Below are 23558 nucleotides of genomic sequence, written 5' to 3'. Positions count from 1 at the left end.
AAAAAAAATTATTTTAATCAATATTAGCTAATAAAAGGTATATAACACGATTTTTTCGTCTATTTAGGTTTATTTGGGGAAAAATCGATACCTTTTATCTCAATACCAGGCTGCTCTTTTTTCGCTTCTATCTCTTTCATCACATTAACAGGTCTGTCCATTTTAAAGAGTTCTTTTTTTGTTACATTTCCCTTTGCATCATACCAGGTCTGGTACCCCTCTTTATAGTTATTTTTATAAAGTACTTCTGAATAAAGCTTACCGTCATATGTATACTCTTTTTGCATACCCTCTTTTTTGTTGTGAACATACGGTACTTCCATGGCAAGCTGCCCATTATCATAGAACTCTTTTTGCATGCCCTCTTTCATGTCATTGACATACTTTACAATATGCTTTATTTTACCGTTATGAGGAAAGTAAGCTATCTCATCACCATCAAGCTTTCCATTTTTGTAAAACATTTTCGCGATCTTGCGACCTTGCTTGTCAAACCAGACCAACTCTCCGTCACGCTTGCCGTTGATATAGTTCACTTTATATGCCAAAGTACCTTCCATATAGTATGTTTTTTCTATGCCGTTCTTAATACCCTCTTTGATCTTCGTATTCGTACCGTCTACATAATGGGTTTCCGCTTTTAACTCACCCGTTTTGAAGTAACTTTTTACAAGCTCTGCGTGAGCTGAAGCACCAAAAAGAAATAAAAAAGTAAAAATAGTTCCAAAAGTCTGTTTCATGATATTGTTTTCCTTGATTGTGATTATTTGAGTTGAAGATTATTCTTGTAAAAATATACCGTTATATACTTTTAATAAAATAAAGTTTCACTCCTCCCGCAAGGGAAAAGTGAATGGTTAGATTACTTCCAACCGTCTTTAACGATTTTTGAAGATTTTTTGTATGGGTATTTAGCAACCAACTCTTTGATAGAAAGTTTTTGATCGCCCTCTCTCATGAAGTGAGCCAACGTAACCGATGCCCAGTAATCATTTGCATACTCAGTATCTTTAAGTTGTAAAGGCACACCTTTTTTATTTACTGTGTGACATGCGGCACAAGTAACAGGACCGGCATATTCTCCATCTGGAGAGTACTGAAGTGCTTGTTCGTGTGTTGTTACGTCAACAGAACGCTCTTTACCGTCATACCTTGTAGAGTAAAGACCATGTGTAGATTCGTGACATGTTTGACATGCGATGCTGCCGTGTCCTTTAGAGTATCTATACAGAGAATATTTATTTGGAAGATCGATTGGGAAATATTTTCCACCAGTCTCCTGCTCAACAAACGGTGCTACGTGACAATCTGCACAATGCGGTTCAGAAGCTGCCAACCACCAGTCATCACCACCAGATGCTGCTGCATAAGGAACGGCTCCACCTTTTGGATGATTCCAAGGTTTTAGATCAAGTTTACCGTCTTTACCGACATTTTTTACTAGTGTCGCTGATTTATGCTCAGTATAGTACTTCATAACTTCATTGTCACCCGTTGTTTTCGGATCAGCAAGCGCAGCAAATTTTTTCGCATCACCACCGGCAATAGCTTTGATCATCTCTTTAAGTGATTTATTTCTTAAAGTTTTGCCCTCTTGTGTAGAATCATGCGTGATGTTGTCATAGTTTTGGAATTCCTGAGCAACTTTTGTATGACAGTTTGTACAGTAAAGTCCACGCAACTCTTTTGTCGGTTTACCATGCTCATCTTTCGTTGAAACATTTTTGTACTGCCATTTACCATAGTTATTCAAGAAGAAAGGCGGTTTCGCATTTGGATTTGAGTGAGCGTCACGTCTTACATAACATCCACCACCAGAGAGTCTGATATCACCTTTAGAGAATCTTCCTTCTCCATATCTATCCGTAACACGGTATGGGTTTGAATCATCATTCATATTAGGATTTTGGAAGTGTGTCGGGTGACATGATTGACATGCTTGTGAACGTCCTGCACCATCAGGCATTGGAACCATTCCAAGGTGAAAACCGTGAATCGCTTCAGACAGAGGCTTCGCTTTAACAGCTTTATATCCTGTTGCCGTCGGGCGAGGTTCTTGTAAGTTACCCGAGACATTATCACCATGACAGTCAGCACAGTTTACCATACCCACTTTACCAAGTCTGTTCCCAGAAGCATTGTCTTTATAATCAGCTAAAAACTTTGTTCCATGATGTTTATCATGTAAAGAGAGAATATTGATTGAAGCTTCAGCAAGTCTTGCCATATATTCAGACTCATCCGGATATGTTTTCCAGTATGCGTACTCTTTATCTGAGTAACCTATGCCTTCATCTCTTGCCATTTGCGCTGCTTTACCATTTCTTGAGTGACATGCGTAACAGTTTGGAATATCAACAGGGTTGGTACCAAAATAGGAAACATCAGTTCCATCAGAGTTTCTCATTCCTTTTCCTGTTCTGTCATGCATCTCTACAGTCGAGTACTGAAACGGCTGAAAATCTTTTTCAGTTACGGAACGGATTGTTCCTTTTCTTGTTGAATCATTAAACGCTGTCAAAGGAAGACCGAGAGCATCCCATAAGTGTGAAGCCGTTAAAACAAGCTTAACATTTTTAACAGGTGGAACAAGCGTATCTGTCATAACGACATTACCACCGTTTTTACCCGCATAAGTCATATATCCTCCGGAAAGAGGCATACCAGAAGGTCCCGCATCGATTCTTACCGGAACTTGACGACCAACACGTAGTCTGTCTTTGTCAGTCACACCTGCAGGAATAGTACCTTCAAGGTCTTTGTAGATAAAGAGATGTGTCCAAACATAGTTTGCAACATTATCACCGGCTGAATCCAGGTGACCATCACCGTCAGCATCTTTTCTTACAGTCCAGTACTTCATCTTATTACCTTCACTGTAAGAGTTGTCTTTTGTGTAGTAATAAAGTTTAACGTCATCATCCGGACTTAAAAGTTTTGGCAGTTTTCCACTTTCGCCGCTTGCAACAGCCTGTGCCTGAATAGAGTTGTATGGAGGAATCACACAACAGTAATCCATACTAAAACCAACACAGTGCATACCGAGCTCGTAGTTAATGAATACATTGTAGTCATTCTTTGGCTCATACCCGTTTATTTTGTTTCCTTTTGCATCTACTTCCGTATATGCTTTTAACTTATTGAGTTTGAACGGAGGGTTCTTGTCATAAGCCAAAGCAGTCGTTGCAGTTACAGACATAAAAGCAACAGATGCAGCCAGAGAAACTAAAAGCTTGTTTTTCATAATCTCTTTCTCCCTTGTTATTGAAAATACAAATTTAGTATCACATTTTATTATTTAAGTGAAGATTAAATAGGTAAGAAAAACTTATATTACTGTATATTTAGTAATATAATTATAATTTATGTGATATTGATGTGATAGATGTCTTTTAAGTAACTTATACATGAGATACAAAAGAATTATAATTTAAGAAAAACTTCTTAAAAAAGTAATAGAATTAGATAAAGATATATTTTATTTATTGAGGATTTCACGTTTTTTTAAATGTTATTTTGTAGTCACCATTTTCTAATTCTTTGGCTTCATGAACAAAGGAATCAGCTATCTTTGCATAAAGAGGTACAGGCTCATGAAAAAAATATCCAACAAGTCTCTCATTCTCATTTTTTATCATGCGCAGGGCATTCAAAGTATTTACCATCGGTTCAGGTGGAGAACACTCCGTGGCATCAAATTCATAATAGATTATGCCGTCTATTTCATACTTATAAAAGTCCAATGTTGTCATCGGTATGGAAATCTTTTCTTTTTTCATTCTCTCTTCTAATTGCATATATATTTTTGTTTTTGTTGATTCCAGATAAAATTGTTTGAAACCTGTTTAAAAGCTTTCAGAACTATGGTATTTTGAGACTCATTACCGTAAATAGTGATTGGAGTATGGTAGTACCTGTTGTAAGATTTCAGAGGATGAAAGAGAATATCTTTCCAACTGAGAACAATCTTCCCCTCATACGGCTCAAACGGTACGGCAGAAACAATGCTTTTATTTGTCTCTTCACACTTAAAATGACATACCACAGTCGATTCATCAATCTTTATATGATCCACTAATCTCACTATGTTTTCATGTGTCATCAACACAATAACTCCTCACTATATTTTATAAATATAAGCAGTTCTTATTCCATTCTCATGCAATCACAATTTTAAAACATTTTTTTAAACCGTCACACAATGAAACTGTTCCATTGTGTGCTTCAGCTATCTGACGTGAGAGTACAAGCCCTAGCCCATTGCCTTTGACCTTTGTACTTTTAAAGGCCTCAAAGAGCTCTTTTTCATTCTCTATGGCTACACCACTGTCATAGATGAAAAAGATATGCTTTTTTCCCTCTTTTTCATGACGGATCTCAACAACACCCTCTTCATTATCATCTGCTTCGATAGCATCGATGGCATTGGCAATGAAATTTGAAAAGAGCATCTCCAAGAGATCTTTATCACCATTGAGCTTAAAATCTTCATCCGGAAAAATAAATGTAATCTCTTTGGCATATCCATAGTAATCTATCGACAAATTGAGAGATTCTCTTAATTCACTCCATAAAAACTCTTTTTTATGAGCTTCTACACCTTTTGAAAACATCAACGTTGCTTTTATGATACGCTCTATTCTGTGTACTGATCTTTGAATCTCTTCGACAATCGGTATATTTTCAGGAATAACACGTTTTTTCAGTGTTGAGCTCATCAAAGAGATAGCACCGATAGGATTACGTATCTCATGAGAAAGATGTGCCGCCATCTGCCCCATGGTCGCAAGATTCTCTTTTCTCTTTTGTTCTGTTATATCGATGGCTGAGAGCATCAGTTTATCTTGATAGGCTGAACTTTTAATGAGAAAAGAGTGGTCGTTGAACTTAATTTCATAATCTTCTTCTTTATACTCAAGAAGCTTTAGCAGCTGCCACAAATCTCTTGCGTGAGAGTTCTGTAAAAAAACGGTTTCATCTTCTTTATGCAAGATCCACACAGCATTTGGCAGGAACTCCACAACTTTTTCTACAGTATCCTGCAGATGGGCATAAGAAGCCTTAAGCTCATTAAACTCATTTTCTACCTTATAGGTCTGTTCTATTAAAAGGTTCAGCTCTTCGGGGGTGATCGCAGCCATTTAGAGATGAAATTCTCTCAGTATTTTATAAAGTGAATGGGCATCATCACTACCGGCAAGCTCACGGATAGAGTGCATTGCCAAAGTCGGCAGACCTACATCGATGGTATCAATGCCTATTCTTGTAGCTGTTATAGGGCCTATAGTAGAACCGCATCCCATATCTGAACGATTCACGAACTTCTGCACCTTCTGACCAAGTGAATCGGCTCTTTGTAAAAACTTTGCCGTTGTTTGACTGTTTGTAGCATAACGCTGATTTGCATTTATCTTCACAACGACACCATCATTCATAAGTGGTGCATGCTCTTTGTCGTGCTTGGAGGGATAGTTTGGATGTATTGCGTGAGCATTGTCGGCACTTACCATCATGGAACTTCTCACCATCTCCACATACTCCTCATAATCATCGAACATACGGCGCAGTGTATTTTCCAAAAAACTGCCCCCTGCTCCACTGGTGCTTTCACTACCGACCTCTTCATGATCTGAAGCAATGAAAAGCATCGGCGTATCTGCTTCAACACTGCAAATAGAAAGCATTCCTACATAACACGAAAGTAGATTGTCAAGTCGTGCACTTGCTATAAAGTCATCACGCAGTCCGACATAGGAAGCTTTTTGCGTATCATAGAAACTAAGCTCATGCGCATAGATCTCTTTTGCATTTTTTATGCCGATCCTATCAAGCTGCCATCGTATAAACGCATCAAAATCAAAATCTTCATTTGTTGAAAGTATCGGGCAAATATCGGTCTGCTTATTGACCGTTCGCTCTTTGTTAGCCTTGTCATCGAGGTGAATCGCCAAAGATGGAATGATCGCTATTTTTTTTTCAACATTAATCAAAGCACTTTGTATCTCATTTTTTTCATCAAGGTAGCTCACACGGCCGGCAAGCGAGATGTCTCTGTCAAACCAAGGATTTAAAAGCAGCCCTCCGTAACTCTCCACGCCAAACTTCACAACACCATGCTCTTTTATGACAGGATTTGGCTTGAGTTTTAAATTTGGAGAATCGCTATGTGCACCCACCATCAAGTAATCCTTGCGTGAGCCTGGGTAGGTAAAAGCAATAACAGAAGAGTCATTACGTGTCACATAATACTTTCCGCCCTCACGCAGCTCCCATTTTTTCTTCTCATCCAACTTTTCAAAGCCAGCATTTTCAAACATCAAGCCCATATTTTGCGTTGCGTGAAAAGGCGTCGGAGAAGCATCCAAAAACCCTAAAAGTCCTTCATTAAAATCTTGTTTGTTCATTTGCTATCCTATAATATCCACATGTTCATTGCCTTCCAAGGCTCCGACTATTTGACTGCCAACACGTATTGCCGAGTCTATGACTACATTATGCAGTTTTGAGACGATTGTCACTTTCAAAGGTCTATTTCCAGGATTTTGACGTATGATGGAGTATAAGTTTTCAAGTACATCGAAATCCTGACTAAGTCTTACAGCTAAGTTTATCGGCTCAGGCGGAGCTTCTTGTATCTCTTTTTTGACCTTTTTCGTCTCACGTTTGGCATCTTTAAGTGTCATTATCTTTGTCACATTAAGCCGTGGTCCGAAGTCTGTGTGTGTCACTCTTGCTTTAAAAGCGACCGGCTCTTCAAGGTTCATCGCTTCAAGTTGTTCGAGCTTATCTGAAAAGAGCATGATCTCCATATTGCCATGAAAGTCCATGAGGTTTACAATGCCGAATTGATTCCCTTTTTTCGATATCTTCTTCGTAATTTCTTCCACTTTTCCAATGAAAATAGAATAAGAACCATCTTTGAGATTTTCCAACTCCGATGAAAGCGTGTAATTGAGTTCATCCAAGGTCTCGCGGTAATCATCCATCGGGTGACCCGATACATAAAAGCCAAGAGTATCTTTTTCAAACTCCAGTATCTCTTTGAGTTCATACTCATCAGAGTTTGTCAGTGTCAATTCAACGGTCGTTATCGCATCATCATCTCCAAAGAGAGAACCTACCGCATTTTTCTTCGCTTCACTCGCTTTTTTTGCCGTTTCAACTATGAGGTCTATCTGATCGAGCAGCGCCTTGCGTGAGTATCCATATCTGTCAAACCCACCTGCTTTGATGATGGATTCTATAACGCGTTTATTTACCTTACTCGGCTCTATTCTGTTGACAAAATCTTGTAAAGAGACATAGTCACCATTCTCCTCACGCTCTTCAAGCATGGCATGAATGGCAGCTTCTCCAACACCTTTGATTGCACCAAGTCCAAACAGAATAACATCCTGCCCATCTTTTGTAATAGCGGAGAATTCAAGCTGAGAGTCACAGATATCAGGCGGAGCCAGCTCGATGCCCATATGTTTGACTTCATCTATGTAACGCACGACCTTTTCTGTATTGTCTTTATCTGATGTGAGCAGTGCTGCCATAAATTCATTTGGGTAGTATGTTTTCAGCCATGCCGTCTGAAACGTGACCATAGCATACGCCGCAGAGTGAGACTTATTAAAACCGTAACCGGCAAATTTTTCAATAAGGTCAAAGAGTTCCGATGCCGTTTTATAATCAAGCCCCTGTTTAGCTGCACCTTCAGAGAACTCTTTGTTGTACTTGAGCATCTCTTCAACTTTTTTCTTACCCATGGCACGACGAACGATGTCCGCACCGCCAAGACTGAAACCACCAATGGTCTGCACTATCTGCATAACCTGTTCTTGATAAACAATAACTCCGTAGGTAGGTTTGAGTATCTCTTCAAGCGCAGGAAAGACGTATGTAATCTCCTGACGTCCATGTTTACGTTCAATGAAGTCATCGAGCATCCCAGACTCCATCGGTCCGGGACGGTAGAGTGCCAAGACCGCAATAAGGTCTTCAAAACTCGAAGGCTTGAGCCGACGGTTCAAGTCCTGCATACCCGATGACTCTATCTGGAACATTCCTACCGTATCACCTGTTTGGATCACATCATAGACTTTTTGGTCATTTTCGTCTATCTCGTGCCAATTCACATCTTTGTCATAACGGCGTTTGATGAGCTTGACAGCATTTTGGATAACATCAAGCGTTTTGAGACCCAAAAAGTCAAATTTGATAAGATCGACATCTTCCATATAGTTGAGTGAATACTGTGTAACAAAAGTATCCTCACCGCTTGGCTTGTAGATAGGCGTCTTCTTCCAAAGCTCTTCATTGCTTATAACGACACCCGCGGCATGCATACCCGAGTTACGCTTCAGTCCTTCGAGTTTCTTTGCAAATTCCCAAACACGCGCAGCCTGCGGATCTGACTCGATAAGCTCCTGAATTTTTGGCTCTTTTTGAAAAGCCCCTTCTACGAACTTACCGTTTTTTGTCTTTCCGTTGAGCGTGATACCCAACTCATCAGGAATAAGTTTTGCCATTTTATCGGCTTGAGAAAGCGGCATATCCAAAACACGGGCAACATCACGAATGACCCCTTTGGCAAGCAAAGAACCAAAAGTAATGATCTGTGCTACCTGATTACGTCCATACTTCTTCACAACATAGTCAATGACCTCGCCGCGTCGCGCCTGCATAAAGTCCATATCGATATCGGGCATAGATACACGTTCAGGATTTAAAAAACGCTCAAAGAGCAGATCGTACTTCATCGGGTCTATGTCGGTGATCTCCAAAGAATAAGCTACAAGACTTCCCGCAGCCGAACCACGTCCGGGTCCTACAGCTACATCTATGCGTTTTGCCTCTTTAACAAAGTCCCAAACGATCATCATATATCCCGGGAACTTCATTGAATTAATGATGTCCATCTCAAACTCTAAACGCTCCCTGTACTCCTGATGACGCTCAGGAGGAACGATCTGCAATCGTTTTTCAAGCCCTTCTCTACATTTGTGTACAAAGTAAGCCGCATCATTTTTATCAGCTGCTGAGAGCCATTTTTTCTTCTCTTCTTCCGTTGCATCTTCCGGCAGTGGTGCATCATCTTCAAAATCGATATCCAGCCCTTCAGCTTGGGCATACTCTTTGGTAAATTTAAAGTTCGGTGGTGTCGGTGATTTTACAATAGGGACAAAATCTTCACACTTGTCAACGATCTCTTGTGTATGCAGCAGCGCTTCAGGAATGTCTGCAAAAAGACGTGCCATCTCTTCGGGTGATTTGATATAGAACTCATGTACGGAGTGACGCATACGGTTTGGATCGTCATAAAGTTTATTCATCCCAATACACATAAAAGCTTCATGATACTGTGCATCATCAGGATAGGTGTAGTGAGTATCATTTGTAGCGACTATTTTGATGCCTGTCTCTTTTGATATTTTCAATATCTGCTCATCTATATAGAGCTGGTCACCGATACCGTGACGCATCAGTTCAAGATAGAAATCATCCCCGAAGATATCCTGATATTCTCTGGCAACTTCGAGTGCACCCTCATAACCAAGCGCACCGTTTTTTACATTTCTCTCATTTTGAAGATTTAGATGCCAGTTCACTTCCCCCTGCAGACATGCAGAAGAGCAGATAAGCCCTTCACTATGCTCACGCAGCTCTTTTTTATTAATGCGTGGAAAATAGTAAAACCCCTCTATAAAAGCTTTGGAAGAGAGGTACATAAGGTTTTCATACCCTTTTTTATTCTTCGCATAAAGACAGATGTGAAAACGCTGTTTCGTGCTTTTGTCATTCAGCGTCTCGCCGTTATGGATATAGCCTTCCATCCCGATGATAGGTTTAAGCCCTGCACCTTTCATCTGTTTGTAAAAATCTATTGCACCGAACATATTTCCATGATCCGTCATGGCGACGGAGGTCATACCGAGTTCTTTAATACGTGAGACGAGATTGGAGAGTTTATTGGCTCCGTCAAGCAGCGAGTATTCTGTATGAAGATGAAGATGTGTAAATGGAAGTTGTGCGCTCAAATATTGTCCCTGAATTTTACTTAAATATACCCCCAAAGAGGGGTGTAGAATTTTTATTTTATTTTAGAAGTTTTTTCCAAGCTTTTTCTATTTTTTTCGTAAGTTTGGCAGTGAAACCTTTGACCTCTTCGAGGATCGACGGGTTTTGATGAATAACACCAACAACATCATCAACAGAACCAAAATGTTCTACCAGTTTTTTCACTTTTTTCTTACCGATGCCGTCAATAGAAGTTAAAAAATCTTTCAACTCGCTTTTTGTAATCTTCGCTTCATTTGCATCAGATTCGCTTGACTCGTCTTTTGTTGGGTGCGGTGCATCTTTGACAGATTTTTTTGTTTTACTTTTCGCAGGATTGAGAGCAAGTTTATCTTGATAGTTCCACTTCTCACTCGGCCACTCTTCATGCCATCTGCGTTTGACATCATACATTTTGTATTTTCTGTCAAGTTTATGGATGTAAACCTCTTTACCGCCATAATTTTTCTTCTTTTTACCAAAGTAAGCACCGTCATAGCTTGGAGAATAGGCACCGAATTGAATATGACGCATAGTGCGAAGCAGTGAAGCATCGATCTTACCGAGTTCTTCCCAGTTGAACATTGGAATGTTTGGTTTTCTAAAACGACCTTCACTCAAACTCCACATCAAATACTCACCTATCCAGTCACGAATATAAGGAAACGCCGCAAATGCCGTTGCACATTCAAGGATACGTACCTTACCATCTTTTCCGTAAGCAATATCACAAGCCCAGTACTCTGCACGTGCCGCTTTAGAAGTCTTCACAGCCAAGTCAAGAACTGATTTTGGAACATCCATGTAGTCCATACTTCCACCTTGAGAAGTATTTGTCAGCCATTCACCCTCCGGTGCACGGCGCCAAAAAGCACAGACCGGCTTGTGACCAATGAGCATAACACGAATGTCCGCTTCCATAGGAACAAAATCCTGAAAATACATAGGATGGTATTTTTTCTCAGCAAAAAGCTCTTTTGCCTCTTCATAACTGTCAACTTTATGAACAAAGTAACCGCCGTAGTTTGAAGGACCATATGACTTTTTCACGATTTTTGGATATTTGGCTTTTTTAAGGAACTTATAGGCATTATCATGGTTGTAATATATGTATGTTTTTGGTATCGGCAGACCGTATTTCCATGCGAAACGTGTTACATTCTCTTTTGATTTGTTTGAGAACTGTGTATCAAGTGATGGAATGAATCTTACATGAGGTAGCTCACGAGCGATCTCTCGAAATGTTTCATACGCAGTAGAAGGCACATTTCCGATGAGAACATCTATCTTCTTACGTTTTACTTCTTTAATGAAACGCTCTTTATCGTTCTTCCAGTGATAAACAACCGTTTCTATCTTATTCGGCCACCCTTTAAAGTTCGAATGATCGAAAAAACGAAGTACATAATCTAAATATAAAAAGCCTAATCTTGGCAGTTCTTTGTTGCTGAGTCCCATTTTATTTTCCCCTGTTTTTTTGTAAAATAGATTATTTTACTTTTTCTAAATACTCACCGTCAACTGTATTAACTTTTATAGTATCACCTTCAAGAACATGGTATGGTACTTGAACTACCGCACCACTTTCCAATGTCGCAGGTTTTTTGCTTCCGCTTGATGTATCACCTTTGAAGTTTGGTGGTGTTTCTGCAATAACGAACTCCATAACTTCCGGAGCCTGAACAGAGATCGCTTCCCCTTTGTAAAATACGATATCTACATTGATACCGTCTTTGAACCATTTTGAAGCATCATCACACTGCTCATACGAAAGTCCGAGTTGATCGTATGTGTCATTGTCCATGAACTGGTACATCTCACCGTCATCATAAAGATACTGCATCGTTTTATATGTGATCTCAGGTACTTCAAATTTATCACCTGCGTGAACAGTCTTTTCAACAACTTTTCCATTTAAAAAACTTTTAATCTTCATGCGAACGAACGCTGCACCTTTTCCAGGTTTTACGTGTTGAAATTCCACTACTTTATAAGGAACGCCATTTACTTCCAAACGAATGTTCTTTTTAATATCACCCATACCGATAGTTGCCATTAATACACCTTTAAAAATATTTTGAATGATTTTACAATAAAAGTGCTTAGAATGTTCTAATGGCACACTAGAACATTTTATGTAGCAATTTACTTACAAAATAAAGGATATAACAAGTATTTAAAAAAAAATTAAGTATAATAGGTGTAATATGAAATAACAAGTAATAACAGGGGATTAAAATGAATATTTCATCGTCAAACAATACTCTAACCATATCCGGCAATATTAAAAGTGTTTCTCATTTTCAAATATTGGCAAATGAACTCAATAAGATGACCAAAGATTTTGATCATATTAGTATCCATCTCTTAGACTCTATCTCTATCACATCTTCTGTCATAGGATATTTATGTAAATTAAGGGATATGGGGCATAATATCGAACTTCATGTTACAGATAAAGAACTGCATGACTTATTGGACGATTTGAATCTTCTTCAAATTTTACAGGTACAACATATTACAGCTGCATCTAAATAGAATGAAGATCTAGAATGCAAACCAGAATCTATGTTTTTAACAAACAAGATACACTTGATATTATTAACATAAATGAAAAAGAAGAGATAGATAGCGCTTTTTCTATACTTATACAACTTTTTTCAGGAGAAGATGAAAAACGGATCGAACAGATTTTAGACTATTTATCTACAACATTTCCAAAAGCCACTATTATAACTGCCTCAACAGACGGAGAGATCGCAAATGAGTCGGTACTTACAGAAAGTAGTGTTGCTGCTATTTCAACTTTTACAGATACTACAATAGAGATCGCTTACACTAAAGAAATAGAAAGTTTTGATGCAGGACGAGAACTGGCAGAAAAACTGAGTTGTGAAAATACAAAACTTCTTATCACTTTTGCAAATGGTCTTCACTGTAATGGAGAAGAGTTTTTAAACGGCATTGGGTCTGTCAATGCAGATCTGGTCGTTGCAGGAGGCTTAACAGGTGACAATGCCAAGTTCCAAAAATGTTATGTCGGCATAAATAGCAAACTTTATGATAGAGGAGCTGTTGCTATCGTACTCAACTCAAATAAGTTGCAGGTAGATAATTTTTACAGTTTCGGCTGGCAGACGATCGGTTTAAAACATACTATTACGAAAGCTAAAAAAAATCGTGTCTATACTATTGACGGTATCAGTGCTGTAGCATTTTATAAAAAATATCTCGGTGATGAAATTGCAAATTTACTTCCTGAAACAGGCATTGAATTTCCTCTCATTATTGAAAAAGACGGCTTTAAAAAAGCACGGGCTATCACCTCAAAATATGAGGATGGAAGCCTTGGTTTTGCCGGTAATCTCAATGAAGGAGAAAAGGTCTATCTCGGCATCGGCAAAGCTGAAACTATTTTATCGAATCCACTTCAAAGATCACATCATCTCAATGTGGAGTCTTTTTTTATCTACTCATGTATGGCGCGGCGGCATTTTCTTCCGGATCGCATCGGTGAAGAGATAGAACCTTTTGCAGCATTGGCACCAACAAGCGGATTTTTCACCTATGGAGAGTTTTTTACACATAAAAAACCGGAACTTTTAAACCAGACACTCACAGCAGTAGCCCTCTCAGAAACACCTGAAAAAGTAAAAAAAACACATCTAAAACAACCCTCGAAAACAACGACGACAGACAGAACTTTCCAGGCACTGCGCCACATTCTCGATGTTACTTCGCAAGAACTTCATTTACAGACAGTTTTTCAAAAAAAGATAAATGATGAGCTTGAAGCCAAGACTGCTACTTTGGATGCTGTTGGAGAAATGGCAAATCTGGGACACTGGGAACTAGATCTCTCGACTATGAAGATTTCATGGTCAAACATGAACTACAAAATCTTTAATATAGATCCATCTAATGGTGTGCCAAGTTACTTTAAACTCTTTCATATGGTCGTCAAAGAAGACAGAAAAAAACTACTTCAGACAAAAAAGATACTCTTGGATGGAGAGATTCATTCTCTAGAAATTAGAATGAAAGGAAAAGACGATACGATTCTGCATATTCTTATAAGCGGAAAAATAGTCTTTAATCAAAACAAACCCGTAAAGATCATTGGAACGATCTTGGATCTAACAGATATAAGAATGCAGGATGCCCTTTTGATACAGCAGTCAAAATCTGCGCAGATGGGAGAAATGATCAACATGGTCGCCCACCAATGGAGACAGCCTTTAAATGCCATCAGTGCCGCAGCCATAAAACTCTCTATGCAAAATGAGATGGGCATATTGACAGAAAATGAGATAGAGAGTACCTCGAAGTTCATTGAGAATGTCACCCAAAGGATGTCACAAACCATCAATGATTTTATGAACTTTACAAAATCCACCAATAAAAAAGAGAGGATCGTTTTTGACGAAATATTTAATGATATCTTTCAAATCATCGGCACACAGCTTGAAAATCACAATATTACGGTCAATATAGATATTGAAAAAGAGAATGCTCTCTACACCTACAAAAAAGAGTTAGAGCATATCCTTATAAATATAATTGCCAATGCAAGAGATGCACTTGAAAATATCAAAGACAAGGACAAAGAGATCAATATCAAAGCCTACACAAAAGAGAAACTTTTTGTCATAAAGATAGCCGACAATGCAGGCGGTATAGATGAATCTATCATCAACAGAATTTTTGAGCCCTACTTCACAACAAAAGAGACAAACAAAGGTACCGGACTTGGTTTATACATGAGCAAGAAGATACTACAGGAACATTTAAGCGGAGATATTTTCGTACGCAACTACAATGACGGTGCCGAATTTACCATTATTATGGACATTGAAAATGAAAAATAGTTACTTCGCGAAAATATCCAAAACATTGAACATTCTTTGTGTCGAAGATGATGAAACAATCTTGGACAGCTATGTCTCTCTCTTCTCACCTCTATTTCAAAAAGTTTATTTTGCAAAAAATGGCAAAGAGGGTCTGGAGTGTTTTAAAAACGAGAAGATCGATATCATTCTCACAGATAATATGATGCCCATATGCAATGGCTTGGAGATGAGCAAAGCTATTCGAGAGATCGATGCATCCGTACCTATAATTTTAGTGACTGCTCTTGAAAGCATAGAGACACTGCGTGAGGCGATCGAGCTGCAGATAAGCAGTTTTTTAAAAAAACCTTTTACATCTACAGAACTTTTCAGAACCTTTCATTTGGTATCAAAATCTGTCATTGCCGACAGATGCATGATGAAAGAGCAGGAAGAGCAGATACTTTATAGTCAATACCAGGAGAACCTCACTTTCGAAAAAGAACAGACCATTGTCAAAAATGATCTGCAAGAAAGCAAAAAGCTGCTGCATCTTTCCTGTGATGTTTTCTATCAACCCAAAGACATTCTCAGTGGAGACAGCTATGTCATTAAAAAAATCAATGCGGAGAATTATCTTATTTTTCTTGTAGACGGCATGGGAAAAGGCATCTCAGCATCTGTATCGGCAATGCTCAGCAGTGCTTTTGTCAACTATCATATTGATATGCTCACAAAAGAAGATAAAGCTTTCTCACTTCCTCAACTTTTAATAGATTTACAAGAATTCATTGGACCGAATCTGCTTGAGTATGAAGTAATCTCTGCAAGTTTTTTATATTTTGACAAAACAAAAATGCAGATGGAATATGCCATCTTTTCCATGCCTCCAGTATTATATATGTTTGATTCAAGTCAGGTTTTGAAATTAAAATCAAATAACACGCCTTTTACATCTTATTCTAAAAATTTTCAAATAGATACATTGGACATAAAACCACTGCAAAAGATGCTTATCTACAGTGACGGACTCAATGAAAACAGTGTTGATGGCTCTCAAGAACTCTATATGCAATATCTGCAAAAAGATTTTAGAACCAGTAAGAATATTCAAGAATTTCAATCTAAACTTGAGGCCGTATGCACTTCACAGGATGATGACACAACATATATTTATATAGGTTTACAGGGAGATTTCTAAAGATGAAAAAGTTAAAAGAATTCACAAATAAACTTGATGTACTGTATGTCGAAGATGAAAAAGAGTCAAGAGAGCAGCTCAGCGAAATTTTCAAACTCCTTTTTCACTCGTTAGATACAGCATTTGACGGCGAAGACGCCCTTCAGAAATATCAAATGAAAGAGTATGATATTATTCTCACCGATATTAATATGCCGAGAATGAACGGTATAGAATTGGCACAGAGAATCAAAACACTCAATCCTGCACAGGCTATTGTTGTCATCTCTGCACACAATGATTCTGAATATCTGCTGCAGGCAATAAATCTCGGCATTGACAATTTCATCATCAAACCTGTTCAAATGGAGCAATTGAAACTTGTTTTGACAAAAGTATCAAATCTAATCTATGCACAAAATATATCTCAAAGATACAAAGAGGAACTCGAACGAGAGCTTGAAGAGAAAACCGCTAAACTCTCCCATCAACTCATCACTGATGAATTAACGGGACTTCTTAACAGAAATGCCCTTGTAAAACTCTCCAACGAAAAAAACAAAAACCGGGTACTGCTGCTTATCAGCATCGATAACTTTGATCATATAAACATCGCTTACGGCTATGACAACGGCGATCGTCTGCTTCAAGAGGTTGCAAATTTCTTAAAATCAAGAATTCCCAAAGAGGCGAAACTCTATAGAGTCAACTCCAATGAGTTTGCCATCATCTCTTTTGACAAAACAGTGAGTGAGATGAATGACTTTGCAAAAATAGTGCAAGATGAGATCTCTCATCATAAAATCAATGTTAATAAATTGTCTATGAAAATCACCATAACTATAGCCATAACCGAAGGCGACGACTGTCTGCTGAAAAATGCCCATATCGCATTAAAAGAAGCACAGCAGATCGGAAAAAACCGCATAAATATCTATCAAAAAAATTCTCCTATCGAGCTTTTGCAGTTGAAAATTCAAGAGTATATGCCAAAACTTAGAAAAATCATCGCAAAAAAATATATAGTTCCTTATTTTCAGCCTATTGTCAACAATGAGACACAAACAATTGAAAAATATGAATGTCTTGCCAGAATTGTAGATGACAGCGGTGAAGTACAATCACCGCTTAACTTCATAGACATTGCAGAAATGACAGGAATGATTCCCGACATTACACGAATTATGATAGACAAATCATTTCAAATGTTTCAGCACAACGATTATGAATTTTCCATCAACATAAGTGAATATGATCTTAATGACGGATACTTACATAAATATCTAGAGAAAAAACTTAAGAAATATGGCATCGATGCTTCACGAATCGTCATTGAGGTACTTGAAGGTATAAGTGCCATCGGTGCAAAGAAAAGTATGGAACAGCTGCTGGATCTCAAAGCAAATGGCTTTAAGATAGCTATCGATGATTTTGGCGTTCAAAACTCGAACTTTGAAAGAGTACATGCTATGCATGTTGATTTTATTAAAATAGACGGCAGTTTCATTAAAAATATTTACAACAATGAAAAAAGTTACACCGTGGCAAAAACGATCAGTGAATTTGGCAAAAGCATCGGTGCGAAAATAATTGCTGAGTATGTTCATTCCAAGGATGTACAAGATATTGTTCTCGAACTCGGCATAGAGTATTCACAAGGCTACTATTTTTCACCACCACTCAAAACTCTTCAGTAAAATTAGCTATAATTTCATAAAAAACGAGCCATAATGAAATTTACTTTAGAAGCCACAAGCGGCAAAGCCCGTGCTGCTAGCATAGAGACAGCACATTCAAAAATAAAAACGCCTGTATTTATGCCTGTTGGAACGGTTGGAAGTGTCAAGGCACTCGATGTTCACGATGTACTTGATATGCTCGGTGCCGAGATAATTTTAGCCAACACTTACCATATGTATCTTCGCCCAGGAGACAAAACGGTTGCAAAAATGGGCAAACTTCACGGCTTTACGAAGTATCCTAAAAGCTTTTTAACTGACAGCGGCGGTTTTCAGGCATTTTCACTCTCAGACATAAGCAAACCCAAAACGGACGGTATCGAATTTCGCTCTCACATCGACGGCAGCAAGCACTTCTTCACGCCGAAAAAGGTCATAGACATCCAGCATAATCTCGGCTCAGACATTATGATGATCTTAGATGATCTAGTTGCCCTGCCTGCCACACAGGAGCGCATAAAAGTCTCCATCGAGCGAACGACTGCATGGGCAGAAGAGTCCATAGAGTATTTTAGAGCGAAACAAAAAGAGGGAATCGGCGTTGACCAGAACATTTTTGCCATTATTCAAGGCGGTACAGACAAAGCATTTCGCACAAAATCAGCAACGGAGCTGTGCGCGCTTGATTATGATGGTTTTGCCATCGGCGGGCTTTCTGTCGGCGAGCTTAACAACGAAATGTATGATACCGTTGAGCATACGACACAGTATATGCCAGAAGATAAACCGCGTTACTTGATGGGTGTCGGAACACCGGAAGATCTTATAGAAAACATCGAACGCGGCATCGATATGTTTGACTGTGTCATGCCGACACGAAATGCAAGAAACGGCACACTCTTTACTTCATTTGGAAAAATGAACATAAAAGGGGCAAAATTTAAAGAAGATGAAGCACCGATCGACCCTGAATGTCAATGTATGACCTGTAAGACTTACAGCCGTGCCTATATCAACCACCTCTTTCGCTCACGTGAGATAACCTATTTCAGACTTGCGACCATCCACAATCTGCACTACTATCTCAACCTTATGCGTGAGGTGCGTGAGGCTATTTTAGAAGACAGATTCGCAGAGTATAAAAAAGAGTTCTACGCCAAAAGAAGCTAGATAACTCTTACTTCTCCATCCACACTCTCTTCATTGTAAAGAGACTGTGGATTGCTCACTCTATATTTTTTTGTCGTATCAAAGAGAACCAGATCGGCACTTTGTCCTACCGATATCTCTCCGGCTTCTTTTTGAATGAAACCTGCAGGATTTTTAACAGCCAATCTTACAAGTTCAGACATTGTAATTATTCCGGATTTTACAAGTTTTGTATAGTAAAGCGGCAGTGCATCGCTTAGCGCTTCACAACCGTAGGCCGCGTCATAAAATGCCACTTCTTTGTTCAGGGGTGAATTTGGCTGATGCAGCAGTGTAAGCGTATCGATATCACCACGTTTGAGTACTTCTTGAAGTTCTCTGACATCTTTGCGTGAGGCAAGCGGCGGGTCAAGCTTAGCTGTTGTGTTAAATCCTTCACACGCTTCATCGGAGTGTATCAGATGGTGCAAAGAGACTTCACAGCTTACTTTTACACCTTCATCTTTTGCTTTTGTTATCAACTCGATCGAACGCGGCGAAGCAATAGCTTTAAATAATATTTCAATGCCGAAATGACGTGCGATCTCTATCATACGTGAGACATGAAGCACTTCACTAAGTTCCGGAATACCGGCAAGTCCAAGGCGTGAACTGATGTCACCCTCAAGCATCACACCCGAACTTATCAAAGAGTTGTCTTCTGCTTTACAAAAGAGTGTCACACCATACATCTGCACATACTCGGCAATCTTTATAGCAATGTGGTTTTTTGCAATGGTACTCATATAAGGCGCGACAGTGCCTTTTTTAAGCAGTATGGCAATATTTGAAAGTGTCATATCCTCTTTGAGGCTGTTAAGCATAAGATCGATCTTCACATCATCTATATCTTTAATGCTGTTTTGCGCAAACTCCAAAGCCACTTCATCATCAATGGCAGGCGTGCTGTCCGCATTGAGAACGACATGCCCCACCCCGCCTTTTTTCGCCTCTTGAGCAATTGCTTTGATATTTTTAGAATTAAGCTGTGCATCCTGAAGACGGACATTGAGATCAAAGAGTGACGGCAGAAGGTAAGCCCCTTTTGCATCGATGACATCATCAGCCAAAAGATTTTCTCCTATCTCCGTAATGATGCCATCTTCAACCCGAACATCAACATTTCTCTCACCATTAATATCACAAACTACTGCGTTTGATATAAGCATTTTAGACCACCTTCGATATAATGGTGTTATTATAATTGATTAAGGCTTAAAACTCATGAAACTACTTGTATCCGCGTTAGAACACTCTGCAAATGTGCATCTTAAATCGTTAAAAAAAGAGTTGCATGAGGATGTTGAGCTCATGGGGATATTTGACAAAGAGCTCGGTGAGCCGATCATAGACCTGCAGAGTCTGGCAATCATGGGCATCGTCGATGCGCTGAAAAAACTACGATTTTTCTTTAAACTGGCAAACGAGATGGTCGAACTCTCACGCGAAGCAGATAAAGTACTGCTTATGGATTCCTCAGGATTCAATCTTCCTCTTGCCAAAAAGATCAAAAAAAAGTACCCTGAGAAAGAGATCATCTACTACATTTTACCCCAAGCTTGGGCATGGAAGAAAAAACGCATCCCTGTGCTGGCAAAGACCATAGACAGACTCTGCTCCATTTTGCCTTTTGAGCCTGACTACTATCCAAAAGATGCGCCGATAGAGTACGTCGGACATCCGCTTTTAGACCAGATAAAAACTTTTAAAGAGAGTCTCTCACCTGAGATAAAGCACATAACTTTTATGCCGGGAAGCCGCAAAGGCGAGATAAAGAGATTAATGCCAATCTACAAAGAGCTGCGTGAGCGTATCAATGTACAAAAAGCTACAGTCATCATCCCTGAATACTTCTCACCTGAAGATATCAACGAACTCTATGGAGACCTCACAGGCTTTGAAGTGGTGCACAACGCTCACGTAACACTCAACGAGGCGGACTTTGCCTTTATATGCAGCGGTACGGCAACACTCGAAGCAGCGCTCATCGGCACACCGTTCATCTTGGCCTATAAAGCAAAACCACTTGACTATTTCATCGGCAGCCGTGTGGTGAAACTCTCTCACGTAGGACTTGCAAACATTATGTTTGAAAAATTTAAAGGCGAAGAGATCCATCCGGAATTTTTACAAGATGCCGTAACCGCCAAAAATCTTTTAGAGTCTTATAAAAATTATGACACATCACACTTTTTAGAAAATTCCAAAGCACTGCGTGCCTATCTACAGCACGGCAGCGCAAAAAGAGTGGCACAGATTATCCAAGAGTAAAAATGAAACAAGAACAAAAAGAAGAACTGAAAAAGATAATACAAAATGAGATAGAAGATCTCACGCAAGAGATAGCTTCACTGCAAAAAGAGCTCAAACCCATAAAAAAAGACTGTTCACTTGACAGTATTGACCACAAAATTCTCAAGCAGGATCAAAACATCACTATCCAAAGGTATGAAACAGCACAGAGAAGGCTCAACAGACTCAAAGCGGCTTATCTGAAAGTAGACACCGATGAGTATGGCGTCTGTATAGAGTGTGAAGATGATATCAACATAGAGAGATTAAAGCTCATTCCGGAGTCGGAGTACTGCGTAGCATGTATGAATGAGCTTGGGATTTAGCTACTTCTTCTTCGCTTTTACTTTTATGACCTTGCCAGTCGTTTTTGCTTTTGGAGCTTTTTTCTTTTTGTCAAATTTGTCATCTTTTTTCGGCTTGTCAAATTTCGACTTTGCATCATATTTTGGTTTTGCATCAAACTTTGGCTTCTCTTGCGTGCTCTTTTCGTAACGCTTTTTCGCCACTTCTTTTATCTCATCTTTTGAGAGTTTTTTTCTAGCCGGCTCTTTCGGCTTCGCTTTTTCTTCGTATTCAAACCCGGCAATGCGTTCTTGCTTGATGGCACGTCCTAGAAGTGTTTCAATAGCATGCAACTCTTTTTGTTCGCTCTCATCCAAGAGCATCACTGCCTTCTGGGTCGCTTTGGCAACTCTGGCGATATACACGATGTCTTTAATAGGCATGTCATAACTGATAAGATATGCACATTTCACGTCTTTGTCCTGAACAAATTCTTTATCTTCTAAAACGCGTATCTCTTTATTATCCAATCCCTCTTGTATCTTTTTGGCATCACGTGAACAGGCGACGATGATATCTTCACTGTCACTCTCATTTATGAGCTTATTTAAAAGTTCTGTTTTTTTCTCATTTGGGCATTGGTAGATGCGATGATTGTTCGGTTTTATAGTTATTGTATTTAAAGGCAAGCTGAATCCTGTGAATTGTTTTTGAAATTATACCCATAAAGTCATAAATTATGCTATTATAGAAAATATACACAAGAGGCTTCTTTAATTTTAAGAGTCTCAAATTAGGAAAACACGATTAAAGAAATCACATTCAATTCACTCGGTCTCTCAGCTCCGATCTTAAAAGCTGTAAAAGAACAAGGCTATACAACCCCTACTCCTATTCAGGCAAAAGCAATTCCCGTTATTTTAGAAAAAAAAGACATCTTGGCAGGTGCACAGACAGGTACAGGAAAGACAGCAGGTTTTACACTGCCGCTTTTAGAGCTGCTCTCACGCAAAGAGTCAAAGAAGAAATCACATAAAGTACGCGCGCTTATTTTAACGCCGACACGTGAGCTTGCGCTTCAAGTCGCTGAAAATGTAGCACTCTATGCAAAACACACACCTTTTAAATCAGCCGTTATTTTTGGCGGCGTAAAAATAAACCCACAGATCGCGCAACTGCGAAAAGGTGTTGATATCGTCATCGCAACACCAGGACGTCTGCTTGACCATATCTCGCAAAAGACAATCGATCTGCGTGAGATAGAGTTTTTAGTCCTCGATGAAGCAGACAGAATGCTTGACATGGGTTTTGTAAATGACATCAAAAAGATTGTAAACATCATTCCAAAAGAGCGTCAAACGCTTCTTTTCTCAGCAACTTACTCCGCACCTATCAAAAGACTCTCCAACCAGTTTTTAAAATCACCCACACTTATCGAAGTCGCACGAACTAATGAGTCCAATGCCATTGTCGAACAGAGTATCTACCCTGTAGACAAATCAAGAAAAAGAGAACTGCTCACTCACCTCATAAATGAAGGCAAATGGCAGCAGGTTTTAGTCTTTACCCGCACAAAACACGGTGCAAACAAACTCAGCGGACAACTTGAAAAAGACGGCATAAGTTCAGCGGCCATCCATGGGAATAAAAGTCAAAATGCTCGTACAAAAGCATTGGCAGACTTTAAAAAAGGTGACGTGCGTGTTCTTGTTGCAACCGACATTGCAGCACGCGGCATCGACATCGACCAGCTGCCTCACGTAGTCAATTTTGAGCTGCCAAATGTCAGTGAAGATTATGTCCATAGAATCGGGCGAACAGGTCGTGCAGGAAACAAAGGCGAGGCAATCTCTCTTGTCTGTGTCGATGAAAATGATTTTTTAGATGGTATTGAAAAACTCATAAAAAAAGATATACCAAAAGTTTGGCTCAAAGGTTTTAAACCAGATCCGAGCATCAAAGCAGAACCAATCAATATGGGAGGAAATAGAGGCTCACGCAGTAAGCCTCGTGGAAACTCTAACGGCAGAAATGCCAATAGAAGCAGAGCAAGAAGATAAA

Annotated in this window: 19 protein-coding genes; 8 read left to right on the top strand and 11 right to left on the bottom strand. The window is 39.2% G+C overall.

The features are described 5' to 3' along the window. Nucleotides 1–59 precede the first annotated feature (59 nt). The 9 genes from FM071_RS04280 to efp form a co-directional block, all read right to left on the bottom strand. On the bottom strand, nt 60–740 hold the full coding sequence (locus tag FM071_RS04280; RefSeq protein ID WP_193111777.1) for a toxin-antitoxin system YwqK family antitoxin: 681 nt from the start codon (nt 738–740) through the stop codon (nt 60–62). 122 nt (nt 741–862) lie between these two features. After that, on the bottom strand, nt 863–3244 hold the full coding sequence (locus FM071_RS04275) for a hypothetical protein (protein ID WP_193111776.1): 2382 nt from the start codon (nt 3242–3244) through the stop codon (nt 863–865). A 250-nt stretch (nt 3245–3494) separates the two neighbouring features. Further along, nucleotides 3495–3797, bottom strand: coding sequence for a DUF2249 domain-containing protein (locus tag FM071_RS04270; RefSeq protein ID WP_226960583.1), 303 nt, complete (start codon nt 3795–3797; stop codon nt 3495–3497). Then, on the bottom strand, nt 3788–4102 hold the full coding sequence (locus FM071_RS04265; protein ID WP_226960582.1) for a hypothetical protein: 315 nt from the start codon (nt 4100–4102) through the stop codon (nt 3788–3790). The genes FM071_RS04270 and FM071_RS04265 overlap by 10 nt, the downstream gene beginning before the upstream one ends. A gap of 55 nt (nt 4103–4157) precedes the next feature. Continuing rightward, a complete protein-coding gene (locus FM071_RS04260) occupies nt 4158–5141 on the bottom strand; it encodes a sensor histidine kinase (RefSeq protein ID WP_193111775.1) in 984 nt (327 codons plus the stop codon). Then, nucleotides 5142–6404, bottom strand: coding sequence for a M18 family aminopeptidase (locus tag FM071_RS04255; protein ID WP_193111774.1), 1263 nt, complete (start codon nt 6402–6404; stop codon nt 5142–5144). A 3-nt stretch (nt 6405–6407) separates the two neighbouring features. Then, nucleotides 6408–10025, bottom strand: coding sequence for a DNA polymerase III subunit alpha (gene dnaE, locus FM071_RS04250; protein ID WP_193111773.1), 3618 nt, complete (start codon nt 10023–10025; stop codon nt 6408–6410). A gap of 58 nt (nt 10026–10083) precedes the next feature. Further along, on the bottom strand, nt 10084–11502 hold the full coding sequence (locus FM071_RS04245) for a helix-hairpin-helix domain-containing protein (RefSeq protein ID WP_193111772.1): 1419 nt from the start codon (nt 11500–11502) through the stop codon (nt 10084–10086). 31 nt (nt 11503–11533) lie between these two features. Continuing rightward, nucleotides 11534–12100, bottom strand: a complete 567-nt coding sequence (efp, locus tag FM071_RS04240) for an elongation factor P (protein ID WP_193111771.1) — start codon at nt 12098–12100, stop codon at nt 11534–11536. 182 nt (nt 12101–12282) lie between these two features. Here efp and FM071_RS04235 point away from each other — a divergent pair, with 182 nt between their 5' ends. From FM071_RS04235 to tgt, 5 genes are read left to right on the top strand one after another with little or no spacing between them, the layout of a single operon-like run. Then, complete coding sequence (locus FM071_RS04235) at nt 12283–12582, top strand: hypothetical protein (RefSeq protein ID WP_193111770.1); 300 nt, start codon at nt 12283–12285, stop codon at nt 12580–12582. Between the two features lie 14 nt (nt 12583–12596). Continuing rightward, nucleotides 12597–14912, top strand: a complete 2316-nt coding sequence (locus tag FM071_RS04230) for an FIST N-terminal domain-containing protein (protein WP_193111769.1) — start codon at nt 12597–12599, stop codon at nt 14910–14912. After that, entirely contained in the window at nt 14902–16074 is a 1173-nt protein-coding gene (locus FM071_RS04225) for a response regulator (RefSeq protein ID WP_193111768.1), read from the top strand. The genes FM071_RS04230 and FM071_RS04225 overlap by 11 nt, the downstream gene beginning before the upstream one ends. A gap of 2 nt (nt 16075–16076) precedes the next feature. Next, entirely contained in the window at nt 16077–17750 is a 1674-nt protein-coding gene (locus FM071_RS04220) for a two-component system response regulator (protein WP_193111767.1), read from the top strand. 33 nt (nt 17751–17783) lie between these two features. Beyond that, nucleotides 17784–18902, top strand: coding sequence for a tRNA guanosine(34) transglycosylase Tgt (gene tgt, locus FM071_RS04215; protein ID WP_193111766.1), 1119 nt, complete (start codon nt 17784–17786; stop codon nt 18900–18902). Here the strand turns inward: tgt and FM071_RS04210 are convergent. Continuing rightward, nucleotides 18899–20089: an amidohydrolase family protein gene (locus FM071_RS04210; protein ID WP_193111765.1), complete on the bottom strand. Its 1191-nt coding sequence runs from the start codon at nt 20087–20089 to the stop codon at nt 18899–18901. The genes tgt and FM071_RS04210 overlap by 4 nt on opposite strands. Nucleotides 20090–20144: 55 nt before the next feature. Here FM071_RS04210 and lpxB point away from each other — a divergent pair, with 55 nt between their 5' ends. Both lpxB and FM071_RS04200 read left to right on the top strand, forming a co-directional pair. After that, entirely contained in the window at nt 20145–21191 is a 1047-nt protein-coding gene (gene lpxB, locus FM071_RS04205) for a lipid-A-disaccharide synthase (RefSeq protein WP_193111764.1), read from the top strand. Nucleotides 21192–21193: 2 nt separating this feature from the next. Then, nucleotides 21194–21538, top strand: coding sequence for a TraR/DksA family transcriptional regulator (locus FM071_RS04200; RefSeq protein WP_193111763.1), 345 nt, complete (start codon nt 21194–21196; stop codon nt 21536–21538). Here FM071_RS04200 and FM071_RS04195 read toward each other — a convergent pair whose 3' ends face one another. Next, the gene (locus FM071_RS04195; protein WP_193111762.1) at nt 21539–22186 is read right to left on the bottom strand and encodes a hypothetical protein; all 648 of its coding nucleotides are present in this window, start codon (nt 22184–22186) and stop codon (nt 21539–21541) included. It lies immediately after the preceding gene. A 126-nt stretch (nt 22187–22312) separates the two neighbouring features. Here FM071_RS04195 and FM071_RS04190 point away from each other — a divergent pair, with 126 nt between their 5' ends. Next, nucleotides 22313–23557, top strand: a complete 1245-nt coding sequence (locus tag FM071_RS04190) for a DEAD/DEAH box helicase (RefSeq protein WP_193112026.1) — start codon at nt 22313–22315, stop codon at nt 23555–23557. Nucleotide 23558: the final 1 nt, after the last annotated feature.

The sequence above is a fragment of the Sulfurimonas paralvinellae genome, assembly GCF_014905135.1.
Classification (GTDB): domain Bacteria; phylum Campylobacterota; class Campylobacteria; order Campylobacterales; family Sulfurimonadaceae; genus Sulfurimonas; species Sulfurimonas paralvinellae.
Note: the sequence above shows the minus strand (reverse complement) of the source record. Positions and strands in the feature narration are given on the sequence as shown.

Coding starts and splice junctions, on each gene's coding strand:
- FM071_RS04280 (WP_193111777.1), bottom strand. CDS start 740: ATGAAACAGACTTTTGGAACTATTTTTACTTTTTTATTTCTTTTTGGT.
- FM071_RS04275 (WP_193111776.1), bottom strand. CDS start 3,244: ATGAAAAACAAGCTTTTAGTTTCTCTGGCTGCATCTGTTGCTTTTATG.
- FM071_RS04270 (WP_226960583.1), bottom strand. CDS start 3,797: ATGCAATTAGAAGAGAGAATGAAAAAAGAAAAGATTTCCATACCGATG.
- FM071_RS04265 (WP_226960582.1), bottom strand. CDS start 4,102: ATGACACATGAAAACATAGTGAGATTAGTGGATCATATAAAGATTGAT.
- FM071_RS04260 (WP_193111775.1), bottom strand. CDS start 5,141: ATGGCTGCGATCACCCCCGAAGAGCTGAACCTTTTAATAGAACAGACC.
- FM071_RS04255 (WP_193111774.1), bottom strand. CDS start 6,404: ATGAACAAACAAGATTTTAATGAAGGACTTTTAGGGTTTTTGGATGCT.
- FM071_RS04245 (WP_193111772.1), bottom strand. CDS start 11,502: ATGGGACTCAGCAACAAAGAACTGCCAAGATTAGGCTTTTTATATTTA.
- efp (WP_193111771.1), bottom strand. CDS start 12,100: ATGGCAACTATCGGTATGGGTGATATTAAAAAGAACATTCGTTTGGAA.
- FM071_RS04235 (WP_193111770.1), top strand. CDS start 12,283: ATGAATATTTCATCGTCAAACAATACTCTAACCATATCCGGCAATATT.
- FM071_RS04230 (WP_193111769.1), top strand. CDS start 12,597: ATGCAAACCAGAATCTATGTTTTTAACAAACAAGATACACTTGATATT.
- FM071_RS04225 (WP_193111768.1), top strand. CDS start 14,902: ATGAAAAATAGTTACTTCGCGAAAATATCCAAAACATTGAACATTCTT.
- FM071_RS04220 (WP_193111767.1), top strand. CDS start 16,077: ATGAAAAAGTTAAAAGAATTCACAAATAAACTTGATGTACTGTATGTC.
- tgt (WP_193111766.1), top strand. CDS start 17,784: ATGAAATTTACTTTAGAAGCCACAAGCGGCAAAGCCCGTGCTGCTAGC.
- FM071_RS04210 (WP_193111765.1), bottom strand. CDS start 20,089: ATGCTTATATCAAACGCAGTAGTTTGTGATATTAATGGTGAGAGAAAT.
- lpxB (WP_193111764.1), top strand. CDS start 20,145: ATGAAACTACTTGTATCCGCGTTAGAACACTCTGCAAATGTGCATCTT.
- FM071_RS04200 (WP_193111763.1), top strand. CDS start 21,194: ATGAAACAAGAACAAAAAGAAGAACTGAAAAAGATAATACAAAATGAG.